At 62.1% G+C, this 12,128-nt stretch carries 14 protein-coding genes and 1 tRNA gene; 9 read left to right on the forward strand and 6 right to left on the reverse strand.

All coding sequences use genetic code 11. The features are described 5' to 3' along the window. Positions 1–176: 176 nt before the first annotated feature. From KIO76_RS08170 to KIO76_RS08185, 4 genes are read right to left on the reverse strand one after another with little or no spacing between them, the layout of a single operon-like run. Complete coding sequence (locus KIO76_RS08170; RefSeq protein ID WP_213322516.1) at positions 177–668, reverse strand: cysteine hydrolase family protein; 492 nt, start codon at positions 666–668, stop codon at positions 177–179. 24 nt (positions 669–692) lie between these two features. Beyond that, the gene (gene folD / locus KIO76_RS08175; RefSeq protein WP_213322517.1) at positions 693–1,586 is read right to left on the reverse strand and encodes a bifunctional methylenetetrahydrofolate dehydrogenase/methenyltetrahydrofolate cyclohydrolase FolD; all 894 of its coding nucleotides are present in this window, start codon (positions 1,584–1,586) and stop codon (positions 693–695) included. Continuing rightward, positions 1,583–1,936, reverse strand: a complete 354-nt coding sequence (locus KIO76_RS08180; protein ID WP_249729537.1) for a DUF167 family protein — start codon at positions 1,934–1,936, stop codon at positions 1,583–1,585. Before KIO76_RS08180 ends, folD begins: the two co-directional genes overlap by 4 nt. Before the next feature lie 13 nt (positions 1,937–1,949). After that, on the reverse strand, positions 1,950–2,240 hold the full coding sequence (locus KIO76_RS08185; RefSeq protein ID WP_213322521.1) for a YggT family protein: 291 nt from the start codon (positions 2,238–2,240) through the stop codon (positions 1,950–1,952). A 184-nt stretch (positions 2,241–2,424) separates the two neighbouring features. Here KIO76_RS08185 and KIO76_RS08190 point away from each other — a divergent pair. After that, positions 2,425–2,500: transfer RNA gene (locus KIO76_RS08190), tRNA-Ala, on the forward strand. Between the two features lie 92 nt (positions 2,501–2,592). Here KIO76_RS08190 and KIO76_RS08195 read toward each other — a convergent pair. Continuing rightward, positions 2,593–4,134: an adenosine deaminase family protein gene (locus KIO76_RS08195; RefSeq protein ID WP_213322523.1), complete on the reverse strand. Its 1,542-nt coding sequence runs from the start codon at positions 4,132–4,134 to the stop codon at positions 2,593–2,595. A gap of 372 nt (positions 4,135–4,506) precedes the next feature. Here KIO76_RS08195 and KIO76_RS08200 point away from each other — a divergent pair, with 372 nt between their 5' ends. The 5 genes from KIO76_RS08200 to KIO76_RS08220 all read left to right on the forward strand — a co-directional run bounded on the left by KIO76_RS08200 (position 4,507) and on the right by KIO76_RS08220 (position 7,732). Further along, positions 4,507–5,442, forward strand: a complete 936-nt coding sequence (locus KIO76_RS08200; RefSeq protein WP_249729800.1) for a CPBP family intramembrane glutamic endopeptidase — start codon at positions 4,507–4,509, stop codon at positions 5,440–5,442. A gap of 30 nt (positions 5,443–5,472) precedes the next feature. Further along, positions 5,473–6,189, forward strand: a complete 717-nt coding sequence (locus KIO76_RS08205; RefSeq protein ID WP_213322527.1) for an energy-coupling factor ABC transporter ATP-binding protein — start codon at positions 5,473–5,475, stop codon at positions 6,187–6,189. After that, on the forward strand, positions 6,186–6,848 hold the full coding sequence (locus KIO76_RS08210; RefSeq protein ID WP_213322529.1) for an energy-coupling factor transporter transmembrane component T family protein: 663 nt from the start codon (positions 6,186–6,188) through the stop codon (positions 6,846–6,848). Before KIO76_RS08205 ends, KIO76_RS08210 begins: the two co-directional genes overlap by 4 nt. Positions 6,849–6,850: 2 nt before the next feature. After that, positions 6,851–7,405, forward strand: a complete 555-nt coding sequence (locus tag KIO76_RS08215; RefSeq protein ID WP_213322530.1) for a biotin transporter BioY — start codon at positions 6,851–6,853, stop codon at positions 7,403–7,405. Between the two features lie 90 nt (positions 7,406–7,495). Continuing rightward, positions 7,496–7,732 (forward strand): Lrp/AsnC ligand binding domain-containing protein, encoded by a 237-nt coding sequence (locus KIO76_RS08220; protein ID WP_213322531.1) that lies wholly within the window; start codon positions 7,496–7,498, stop codon positions 7,730–7,732. Positions 7,733–7,771: 39 nt separating this feature from the next. On the opposite strand, the gene KIO76_RS08225 is transcribed toward KIO76_RS08220, so the two are convergent. Then, positions 7,772–8,248, reverse strand: coding sequence for a hypothetical protein (locus KIO76_RS08225; RefSeq protein ID WP_213322533.1), 477 nt, complete (start codon positions 8,246–8,248; stop codon positions 7,772–7,774). A 339-nt stretch (positions 8,249–8,587) separates the two neighbouring features. On the opposite strand from KIO76_RS08225, the gene KIO76_RS08230 reads away from it, so the two are divergent. The 3 genes from KIO76_RS08230 to KIO76_RS08240 all read left to right on the forward strand — a co-directional run bounded on the left by KIO76_RS08230 (position 8,588) and on the right by KIO76_RS08240 (position 11,965). Next, positions 8,588–9,718, forward strand: a complete 1,131-nt coding sequence (locus KIO76_RS08230) for an aldo/keto reductase (protein WP_213322535.1) — start codon at positions 8,588–8,590, stop codon at positions 9,716–9,718. A gap of 63 nt (positions 9,719–9,781) precedes the next feature. Then, positions 9,782–10,231: an RbsD/FucU family protein gene (locus KIO76_RS08235; protein WP_213322537.1), complete on the forward strand. Its 450-nt coding sequence runs from the start codon at positions 9,782–9,784 to the stop codon at positions 10,229–10,231. Positions 10,232–10,423: 192 nt separating this feature from the next. Beyond that, a complete protein-coding gene (locus KIO76_RS08240) occupies positions 10,424–11,965 on the forward strand; it encodes a UxaA family hydrolase (protein ID WP_213322539.1) in 1,542 nt (513 codons plus the stop codon). The last annotated feature ends 163 nt before the right edge of the window (positions 11,966–12,128 follow it).

Here is a 12,128-nt window from a genome sequence, read left to right on the forward strand (position 1 = left end):
TCTCCGGAGACCTCTCGGAACAGGTGGGTAGTCTAGAGTTAGTCGAAGTTGTTCCGGTTGGTACTCAATATGGGCGGCAATCGCAATGCAGTAACGGGGGTGGCCTGGTGACAAAATCGAAATTCTGTCATTTTCCGCGCCTGACGATATGCCTTACTGCGTGGATCCGTCAAAGTTTACAGAACGTTGGCCGGGATTGTCGGCCACGGCCGTTTCCGACCGGCCGATAGCCCAACACCGGCTGCCACGGCGGCCGCAGTCGTGATTTTCACATCCGCAACAGACAGGAGCCCGTCGGCAGGCGTGTCTTCGTCGGCTACGATGATGACGCGATAGCCGAGGCTGACTGCTTCGGTGGCACCTCGTATGAGGTGAACAGGATCGCTGGCGGTTGCGAGGACCATGGTCGTGATGCCGGCTGCCGTTAGGCGAAGATCAAGCCCGGTTTCGGAGAAAATGCCACCCACGCCATAGACCATCACTGGGATATCCGCATCCGCGCCCTGAACCGGGTCATGCATCGGCGTCAGGATGGCGCGCGGCATGTCCGCTGCGCGCCAGGCGGAAATCAAAGCGGCCAGCGGCTCTTCCCTGAGTGCAGGCGCGGCTGCCCCCGCGCTGAGAACGATGAGGGCGGTGTCCTGCGGCAGGCGAACTGGCGTCGTCATGGCCCTGGTCCGTAATGGGGTGAGTTATACGGCGACATCTTCGAGGCCGCGGCGCAGGCGCGCGGCGGTCAGGGTGTTCCTCAACAGGCAAGCGATGGTCATCGGGCCAACCCCGCCAGGGACGGGCGTGATGGCGCGGGCCTTGCCAGCCACGGCGTCGAATTGGACATCGCCGATGAGACGCGTCTTTCCCTCGCCGAGTTCTGGCGCTGGGATGCGGTTGATGCCGACGTCTATGACAATGGCGCCGTCCTTCACATGGTCGGCACCGAGCATGTTGGGCCGGCCGACGGCTGCAACGAGGATGTCGGCACGGCGGCAAACCCCCGCGAGGTCGCGCGTTCGTGAGTGGGCGATTGTCACGGTGGCGTTCTGTTGAAGAAGCAGCTGGGCGATGGGCTTGCCGACAAGATTGGAGCGGCCGACAACGACAGCGTCAGCTCCGGAGATGTCCGGTGCCACTGAGTTGATGAGCATCATCGAGCCGAGCGGCGTGCAGGGCACAAGCCCGACACGGCCGCTTGCGAGGCGCCCTGCGCTGGCATCGGTCAAGCCGTCGACGTCCTTGAGCGGATCAATGGCGGCAATGACCGGCGTCGCGTCGAGCCCTCGCGGCAGGGGGAGCTGGACCAGGATGCCATCGACTGCGTCGTCGGCATTGAGACCTCGCACCAGAGCTTCCAGATCCTGCTGGCTCACGCTCGCCGGCAGCTTGTGCTCGATCGAGCGCATGCCGACTTCGACCGTCTGCTTCGCCTTCGACCGGACGTAGACCTGGCTCGCTGGATCATCGCCCACCAATACGACAGCGAGGCCGGGAACCTGCCCAACAGATGCATCAAAAGCGGTCACGGCTCGTGTGAGCCGTTCGCGCAAGCCGGCTGCGAAAGCCTTGCCGTCGATAATGGTCGCGCTCACTGATCTGCTCCTCGATCACCGGTCTGCGATAACATACCGAGCATTTCAGTAAGGCGCCCGGTGATATCCGTTGCATTGCCGGCCAGCGCTATCGTCTTGAGACGCATACGATGCCCGCTTTTCAAGCTGGCCGCTGAGGCCGGCAGCCCGGCCGCTTTCGCCAGCATCGTCAAAAGTGCGGCGTTGGCCGCGCCGTCTTCGGCGGCAACCCGGACGCGCGCCTTGATGACCGCGCGTCCATCCGACAGAACAGCGATACCGTCGAGAGCATCACGTCCCCCCCGCGGCGTCAGGCGCACGCTGACGATGAGGGTGCCTGTCTCGTCGGCACGCCAAGGATATGTCTCCAAAGAAGGATATACCTCAGAAGAGGATGCTGTAGGCATATTCCCGGATCAGGCTGGAGATGAACCACAGCAACAGCAGCAGAATCACCGGCGAGATATCGACGCCGCCGAGATTGGGAAGGATATTGCGGATCGGTCGCAGCGCGGGTTCCGTAATCTGATACAGAAAATTGCCAATGGCCCGCACGATATCATTGCGCGGATTGATCACATTGAAAGCCACCAGCCAGCTCATGATCGCCGAGGCGATGACGAGATACGAGTAGATATCGATGACGGTAAGAAGGAGATTGATGAAAGAGATCATGGGCGCGCCTGACGTTGCATCACCGGGTCTGTGTAGCCGTGGTATCCCGGCGGCACAAGAATTCAACGCGAAAGGCGGGGCCGCGTTTGGCGCAGGTCGGTCTTGAACAATTCGTCTGAGGGCGGGTTTGGACGATTGACATTGCCTATGGAGGCGCCCTACAACGCGCAAACCCGCCGGGTCGGGGGCTGTAGCTCAGATGGGAGAGCGCTGCAATCGCACTGCAGAGGTCAGGGGTTCGATTCCCCTCAGCTCCACCAGCCTTCTAGAGGCTATCTGGAATTTCACTCCGATCAATAAAAGTTCTCCGCACTGCTCGGCTTGCGCCGAGCCTGTCCGCGCGGCCACGTTCTCATGCCGCAGGGGAAAAGAGTGCAAGCACCAGCGCCTTGAGACGGAGAAGCGCAGGCTGCTCTGATTCCACGGTCTGCTCGAAAGCGGCGAATGAGTGGTCGAGCCGGTCGAGTTCCCCTTGCTTCTCTCCCTCTCCAAGAAATGAATGGGCGATGGCGTTCCGGGCGATCGCCTTCAACTGCCGATAGCCAAGGCCGTGGTCACGGGCGGCGCGGTAGTATTCGTTGCCGAGATCGATACGGGAGACCCCCGCATCGTCCGTTGCGAGCACCACGGGCACGCCGGAGGCGAGATAAAGCGAAATCGGGTGTTCCTTGCCGCGTACGCCCAGAATAACGTCGCTGGATGTCAGGGCGATTTCGATGGCGACGCTGCGGCGGCGCATCTCGGCGAGCAGGCTGTCCATGTCCCGCTCGAACACGACCGCGGTCCCGTGGCCAATACGGCGAGCGCCGGCCGTCTCGACCGCATCGCGGATATGGAACTCGAGATCAGGCGGCGGAACGAGCCCCATCCACAATTCACCGGCATGTAGCGCGACCGGGACATCATCGCGCGCGAGAAAGCGGATCCAGCGCATGTGGGTGCGATAATCCCGCAGCGAGATCCGGTAGTCTTCCGGCCCGACGTAGTTGATGCCGACCACGACGTGCGGAGCTTTGCGGACCAGGGCCGTCGCGAGCGCCGTCTGCGCAAACACTTCGGTGGGTGCGCTGTTTCGGTTGATCTGGGCGATGAAACGGAAGGTGACGCCACAGCCGGGCTTCTGCTTGTCAGATCCGCAGTCCCGTAGACTCTCGATCCGGTTGATCATGTCGGAGAGCTGCTGAGCTCTCGCGGTCACCAGTTCGGCCAGGCCATGGCGTTCGAGAGCTTCCAGCATCGCGGCGGGCTCTGCTTCTTCGGTAATCGCCTGCGCCATCCGCTGGCGCTGTTCCCCTTCGAAGAAAGTCGCCATGAACTCCACGTACTGCACGGCCTCGGCATCATATTGGCGGAGCTGGTCCACGGTCATCTCGGCAATGCTTTGCACCGTTTTGTCCCAGTGGTCGCCACCGGTCGCGGCATTGAACTTGCCAAAAGTGCCGAAGAACTGATCGTGGCCTGATGGCACCTCGCGAGACGGCAGGAACCAGCGCATCGACAGCGCATTGAGCAGGAGATCGTAGTTCGTCTGGCCGTTACGTCCGGACACGACCTCGGAAACAGGGATGGCCGATGGATCCGGCCCGCACGGCTGATCTGGGGTGGCGCCAGGGGGTGGCACCATCATCGTCATGTCGGAACGCCTCAGACAAAGCCCATCGCGTATGGCCCACGCGACATAACGCTCCGCGTAGACGGCACCGGACAGATGGGTGTGGAGGTCACCCCCTTTCGGCATGCGGCGAAGGAAGGCCCGCATCCTTAAGCGGTCCTCACGTGAGGCTTCGAAATGGGCCGCCGTCGCAATTTCCGACGCGTTGCCCATGACAACGACGACGCGCGCAAGAAGCCCGATCGCCGCGAGCAGGAGAATGATCCAGACAAAACGACGCAAGGCCGAACCCTTGATGCGGAAAACGGTTTAGCCTAGCCCAAGCTCCTGCCGAGGGGAATGCGGCACCGATGGCGAAGGCGACAGATATCGACCATTCCTATGAGGAACCGGTTGATCCAGCATCTGCGTGGGGATCGCGCCCAGGCTTTTGTCGATTGAAGACCCAACCGCGCGCGAGCGGACCTGCGAGGGCTTCACAATCTGGCCGGTTCGTGTGTATTGACCTTGGGCGCCAATGATAAGGAAACATGAGGTTCCCCGCGCTTCCGGTCGCGACGGCTGGCGCCGAGGATCGCCGGTCTTCACTAGGGAAGCAGGCGAGCCTCTCTGGAGATCCTCGCATATCTCGCGATCGGATCATGTGGTGTGAGCATGCAGAGCCGGCCTCCCTTCATCCGTTACCTCGACAATGCGCGGGAGGGGCGACTCGGCATCGGGCTTCTCGTCACCGGCTGCGTCGTCACCGTTCTGATCTGCTTTATCGCGCAGTTCTTCATCGTGGCCTTTGCGAGCCTTTTCTTCAGCCTCGTCGAGGGCGAGGGGAGCGGCGAGGAAGCTGTTCTCACAACGGCGGATCTCCTGGCGACCCCCAGCGGCATGTTCATCATGCTTGCGTCCATCGGAACAATCTGGATTGGCGTCTGGCTCGCTTTGGCGCGGCTGCAGAAGCGCCCGCCGGCGAGCGTGCTCGGCGTGAACGGGCGAATCACGCGCGATCATTTCGTCCGGGGGACCCTCGCCGCGCTCTTCGCTAGCTTCATCGCGGAGTTCGCAGCCTATGTGGTAGACCCCTCACTTGCTCCCGGTGATATCGGTTTCGGAACGTGGCTTGTCTGGCTCCTCCCCTTCGTGGTCATTCTCCTGGTCCAGACGTCGGCGGAGGAGGTCCTGTTCAGGGGCTATATCATGCAGATTCTTGGCGCCCGCTTCACCAACCCATGGATCTGGGCGGGCATTCCGACGCTCATCTTCACCCTACTCCATTGGGACGCCGAGGCGACCGGCTGGATGAATGCGGCGCTCCTTGCGAATATCGCCGCCTTCGCGGCCGTGACGGTCATTGCGGTCGTCATCACCGGTGACCTTGGGGCGGCGATGGGCATGCACTTCGGCGCGAACCTGTTTGCTTTTCTGATCGTTTCCCATCAGGGCGTGAGCAACTCGGTGGCGCTGTTTCAGGCACGGTCCTTCGAGGCGCCGGACTGGACGGTGAGCGATGCCATATCCTTCGGCGCCATCGGTGTCGCGTCGATCGCCGGAACATTGTGGCTTCTTGTCGATCCACGCTCGCCGCTGCGCCTGCGGTGACCTCGCCCGCTGAGGAATGAAACGTCTGGCATGACCGAGACTTCCCGTCTGCATCGCATCAGGTTTGATCGGGTCGAGCTGGCGCGTGGTGGACGCAAGCTGTTCGATGGGCTCGATCTGACCATCTCCGAGCGGCGGGTCGGGCTGATCGGGGACAACGGCTCTGGCAAAAGCTCGCTTCTGCGGCTGATCAACGGCCTCATATTACCAGACGGCGGCGACGTGTGGTTCGGCGGTCGTGACACGCGGCGCCATCGCAGGGAGCTGCCGGGGGAGATCGGCTTCGTCTTCCAGAATCCTGACCATCAGATCATCTTTCCGACGGTAGGTGAGGAGGTCGCTTTCGCCTTCGGCAATCGCGGGCTGAAGGGTCGCGCTGCCGAACGGGAAGCGGCTTGTTTTCTTGCCGAGCACGGCTGCCACGGCTGGGAGAGCCGGGCTGTGCATGAATTATCTGGCGGGGAGCGCCAGCGGGTCGCGATCATCAGCGTGCTGGCGGCCCGGCCCTCGCTGCTGCTTCTGGACGAGCCTTTCGCCAGTCTCGACCTGCCGATGCGCATGGCGTTCCGGCGGCTGATCAGGGAATTGCCGCTGCAGATCGTCATGGCCAGCCACGATCTCGAGCTGCTTGCGGACTGCGATCGAGTGGTCTGGCTGGAGCGCGGTCGAATCGTGGACGATGGCTGTCCCGATCGTATTCTGCCGGCTTATCACGACGCAGCGGCGCGCCGCGTCATGGCGCCATGATCTCGGCCTATCTCGCGCGTCCAACCTGGCTGCACCGGGTGCCTGCCGGAGCGAAGCTCATCGCCGTCGCCGCGATCAGCATAGCCGTGCTGCCGATTGCGGATTGGCGGCTCCTAATGTTTGGCCTCTGCATCGTTCTTGGCGTCTATGCGACGCTGGGACGCGAGGCGCTCATGCACGTCACGGCGCTGAGGCCGCTGCTACCCATCCTTTTCGGTATCGGGCTTCTGCAAATGTGGGCCGACAGCTGGGAGGCCGCGGCCGTATCGCTCTTGCGCATCGTGCTGATGGTTCTGGCCGCCGATCTGGTAACGATGACGACAACGCTGCGCGCGCTGATGGCGGCGGTGGAGCCGGTGTTGCGGCCCCTGCGCCTCTTCGGGCTCGATCCTGAAAGGTTATCGCTGGCGGTCGCGCTCGTACTGCGGTTTGTGCCGGTACTGCTCGCCCTCTGGCAAGCCCGCGAGGAAGCATGGCGGGCCCGCTCCAGCGGCCGGCGCCCGCTGCGCCTCGTCGCAAACTTTGTGGCGGAAACACTCGTGATGGCCGATCATGTGTCGGAATCGCTTGACGCGCGGGGCTTTTCATCGCGAGAAGCTGGGAAGCATAAACGGCATCCGATATCGGCGAAATCGTCGGCCGGCTGCGACAGGGAGTAGGTATGGACACGCGTCATCTCGTACGCATCGCTCTGTTCGCGGCTCTTCTCGCCGTGCTCGGCCTGTTTCCGGCTTTCAATCTCCCCTTCGTGGCCGGCGTGCCGATCACCATGCAGACGCTTGGGGTGATGCTGGCGGGCGTCCTACTTGGCGCGCGATACGGCACGGCCGCTATCTGCCTCTTTATTGCGGTCGTGCTGCTGGGTGCGCCGCTTCTAGCGGGAGGACGTGGAGGCATCGGCGTACTCGCAGGGCCAACAGCAGGCTTCCTCATCGGCTGGATACCCGGCGTTGCCGTGACCGGCTGGACGATGGCCCGGCTGTCACGACTGCCTGTTCTCTGGGCGGGCATCGCCGCCTCGGTCGTTGGCGGCATTATGGTCGTCTACGCGCTCGGTATCGCCTGGCTCGCGTTCTCCGCAAAGCTCAGCCTTGAGCAGGCCGCGCTCGGCAGTCTTCTGTTCGTGCCGGGCGATCTCATCAAGGCGGTTGCGGCAGGCTGCGTTGCCGAGGCAACCCGGCGGCTCCAGCCATCCCTTTTCGTTCGCGAGCATTGAGCATTTTCCTCCAGATGCGCGGGCATGCTTCTGGAGGGGTCGATACACATAAAGCCGATCAGCCCGTCATTGCTTCCGAGGAGTCGGGGAATGCAGACCTTTTTCGTACAGATAAAATGCAAGCTGGGTAGAACTTACGAGGTGGCGAGCGAGATTGCAGATCGCGAAATCGCCTCGGAAATCTATTCGATTGCCGGCGACTACGACATACTCGTGAAGTTTCATGTCGATGCGGATGTGGACATCGGCCACTTCGTCGCCGAAAAGGTGCAGACTGTGCCTGGTATCGCGGATACGCGCACACTCATCACCTTCAAGGCATTCTGACGAACAGCGCGCCTCGCTGCCGCCCCGGCGACCCTTCTTTCACGCAGCGCGGCGCGTCGCTTCCGAAGCGGGATGCCAGCGCGATTTCTCATCGACCAGTCCAAGCCGCAAGGCGATGACCGCTTCGAGCTCTGCGCGCCGGCGCGGTGACTGGCGATTGCGGAGGGCGATCACCGCCGTGAGCTCAGTCATGATGATGTTGTGCAGGGCGATGCACTGCCTGCGATCGAGACCTAGTCGATCATAGGTCTGGTACAGGCACGTGATAATCGATTGCCTGTCGCAGTTTGTATCGGCAAGAAGCGTCATGATCGCCGCGCCGTGAATCCGGCTTAATTGCTCGGATAGCTCAGGGGTATCCCGCAAAATATGAGCATAGACCGGATTGACGACGTCATGGATGACCGGGAAGGCCCAGGAAAAGGAGATAGTCAGCTGCTCTGCGTCGTAGTCAGTATTCGCAAGGGCATCGGCTTCTTCGATATCGGAAAATGACGTTGGCCACGCATAGCCCATGGCAGCCCCCTATCTTTGCAATGACTCTATTCAAGATCAGTATCGTTAATAAATATTTAATAGGCTAATATTGAGAGTATATTAACCTTCTTATGACTCCGCGAAGAGCCTAGCCTTCTTCCAGTGGCAGCTCAACCTGAGAAACGTCCCCATAGAGTTGTCCTCAGCGCTTATCGTGGGCTAGTTTTTGCAAAGATTAACCCGACATGACAGCCCGCCGGCCGGATGGCGATGAGGTATCATGGAAATTGCGTTGGGAGCGATTTGCCTCCCCCCGTTCGCCCAAATTCTGGTATGTCCATGGTTGCATTTTCAGCCGCATTGACCGGTGCCGCGCCCATGACGTCAGACAGTTCGCACGAAAAGTCCAAACAAGAGAACCTTGCCCCGGATTCCGCCGGTTCAGCGGCTGCGAGGATACCGGCTGCTATTGCGAGGCGCCAGCTTGGCGGGACGGATCTCGAGGTTCCCGTTCTCGGCTTCGGTACGGCGCCGCTCGGGGACCTTTACCAGCGTCTTGACGAAGACGCGGCGCTGGCGACGATCACCGCCGCGATCGAGGGGGGTATACGGCTGTTCGATAGCTCCCCGTTGTATGGCAGCGGCCTCGCCGAGCATCGCCTCGGCACCGGATTGCGTCGCCTTCCGCGTGATCAGGTCATCGTTTCAACCAAAGTCGGCCGCGTCATGGACCCGTGGCGGCCGTCGTCGGCGCCCGTATCCTCCGGCGCCGCCAAGGACGTGGCTGCGCCCGGTTTCGCCGGTGGCCTGCCGCACCGCGCGCAGTTCGATTATTCCTACGACGGCACGCTGCGATCACTCGAACAGTCGTTGCTGCGCCTGGGCACGGATCACGTCGAGATCGCGCTGGTCCATGACATCGATGTTTGGACCCACGGCCCGGAGGCAATCGAGGGGCGGGTCGCGGAGGTGATGGCAGGCGCTTATCCGGCCCTGCGGCGGTTGCGTGACGAGGGCGTCGTGCGCGCGATCGGCATCGGTGTCAACGAGGCGGACATGTGCGAGCGCTTCGTGCGCATGGCCGATCTCGATTGCGTGCTGCTTGCCGGGCGCTATTCGCTTTTGGAGCAACCCGCGCTGGAGAGCTTTCTGCCGTTGGCGCTGGAGCGCAAAGTCGGTGTGATGCTGGGCGGTGTTTTCAATTCTGGCATTCTCGCCACGGGCGCGGTCCCGGGGGCGCGGTACAATTACAAGCCGGCACCGCAGCCGATCATGGAGCGTGTCGCGGCGATCGAGGCCGTTTGCAGCGCGTATGGCGTACCGCTTGCCAAGGCAGCGATGCAGTTTGCGCTTGGGCATCCCGCAGTCGCGACACTCATTCTCGGCGGTGTTGCTCCCGATGAGGTGCGCGCCAACATCGCGGCGTTCTCCACGCCGGTGCCGGCGGCTCTGTGGGCCGATCTCAAGGAGAAGGGCCTGCTGCAAGCACAAGCCCCCGTGCCGGCATGATGGCAGCGAACGCCGCAAACCGCATTCCAGCCTCCACAACCGACTGACTGATGAGGAAAACACATGCTCAAGGGCGTTGATCCGCTGCTGACGCCGGATCTCCTGTGGGTTCTCGCTGCCATGGGGCATGGGGATGATATCGCTATCGTTGACGCCAATTTCCCGGCCGAGGCGGTCGCCCGTGCAACCGCATCGGGCAGGCTTGTGCGGCTACCGGAGTTGAATCTGGCGCGGGCCGTGCGAGCCGTTCTATCCCTCCTGCCGATCGATGATTTCGTCTCCGACCCTGTCCGTCGCATGGAAGTGGTCGGCGATCGCGACACGGTTCCCCCCATCCAGCAGGAGGTTCAGCGTGTTGTTGATGCGGCAGCGGGGCGTGCGCTGCCGGCGGAGGGGATCGAGCGCTTCGCGTTTTACGATGCCGCCCGGAAGGCCTTCGCTGTTGTCCAGGTTGGTGACCTCAGGCCCTATGGGTGTTTTCTCGTTCGCAAGGGCGTGATCTTGGCGGACTAGGCGCTCTGGTGCCATTGACGCGGACTCGTTTACGCGGATCTAACATGTTAGGCGTAACTGCTCGATTGGAATTAATCCAAGCGACGAGCGGGCGTGCGCGGTGGCTCTTGCGTATTGCGCCGTTCATGACAATTTGTGCGATGAAATCGAAGGAGCGAGCCGCAGTGTCAGCGGCTTGAGGAAAATCCATCCATGGATCAGTTAGTTTCGGACCGCCCCCGGGCTTCCCGTACCATCCGGCTGAATGACGCCGACAACATCATCGTCGCCGTCGATCCCATCGAGCCAGGGGCGGTTGCCGAAGGCGTCATCGCTACGGCCCGAGTGCCGCGCGGGCACAAAATGGCGATTGTGCCGATTGCACCGGGCGAGCCGATCCGCAAGTTCGGGCAGATCATCGGCTTCGCCTCCAGCGCGATCGCGCCCGGCGATTGGGTGCACGAACACAATGTCGAGATGCATGAGTTCGCGCGCGAGTATCATTTTGCCGAGGATGCACGCGACGAGCCCGTGCTGCCGCTCACCGAACAGGCGACGTTCCAGGGCTTCCGCCGCGCGAACGGCAAGGTCGGCACACGCAACTACATCGGCATTCTCACCTCGGTGAATTGCTCGGCGACCGTGGCGCGCTATATCGCCAAGGAGATCGAGCGTTCGGGCCTGCTCGACGATCATCCCAACATCGATGGCGTCATTCCGCTGGTGCACGGAGGCGGCTGCGCTCTCGACGTGAAGGGCGAGGGGTACGAAATTCTCAAGCGGACCCAATGGGGCTATGCCACGAACCCCAATATGGCCGGCGTACTCATGGTGGGGCTCGGCTGCGAGGGCTTCCAGATCAGCCGCTGGATGGAAGCCTATGGCGTGAAGGAGAGCGACACTTTCCGCTCCTTCGTTATTCAGGATGTTGGCGGCACCAAGAAGACAGTTGCCGCGGGCGTCGAAGCCATCCGCGACATGCTGCCGATCGTCGCGCAGGCGAAGCGCACCACGGTGCCTGCCTCGGAGATCGTGCTGGCGCTGCAGTGCGGTGGGTCGGACGGTTATTCCGGCATCACGGCCAATCCGGCGCTCGGCGCCGCTGTCGATATCCTCGTCCATCAGGGCGGCACCGCAATTCTGTCGGAAACGCCGGAGATCTACGGCGCGGAACATCTGCTCACGCGCCGCGCGGCTGATCGCGCGACCGGTGAAAAGCTCGTCTCCATGATCCAATGGTGGGAGGACTACACCGCCCGCAACAAGATGGAGATGAACAACAATCCGTCGCCCGGCAACAAGGCCGGTGGTCTCACCACGATCCTCGAGAAGTCACTGGGCGCGGCTGCCAAGGGTGGCACGAAGACGCTCGCCGGGGTTTATCACTACGCCGAGCCCATCGATCGGCATGGCTTTGTCTACATGGACACGCCTGGCTACGATCCGGTCTCGGCCACGGGACAGGTAGCTGGCGGCGCTAATGTGCTCTGCTTCACCACCGGTCGCGGCTCCGCCTATGGCTGCAAGCCGACCCCTTCGATCAAGATCGCCACGAATACCGTGATGTACGAGCGCATGATCGATGACATGGACCTCAACTGCGGTGATGTGCTCGACGGTGTCTCGATTGCCGACAAGGGCAAGGAGATCTTCGAGAAGGTCCTGAAGGTCGCCTCGGGAGAACGCTCAAAGTCCGAGGAAAACGGTTACGGCGATACAGAATTCGTGCCGTGGCAAGTCGGCGCGACTATGTGAGGACGCCGGAGGGGTGATCGCGGCCGGCTTTCCGGCCGCGGTTGCGAGTATTTGCGGCGTCGGTGGCGATTGCGGGGATGTGAGCGTGAATGGTAAGGGGCGCGAAGCCCAGGGTTTGGCCACGTTAGGTCCGACCCACGTCAATTCTGACCAAGCCACGTTC

It is taken from the genome of Chelatococcus sp. YT9, assembly GCF_018398315.1.
In the GTDB taxonomy this organism is placed as follows: Bacteria; Pseudomonadota; Alphaproteobacteria; order Rhizobiales; family Beijerinckiaceae; genus Chelatococcus.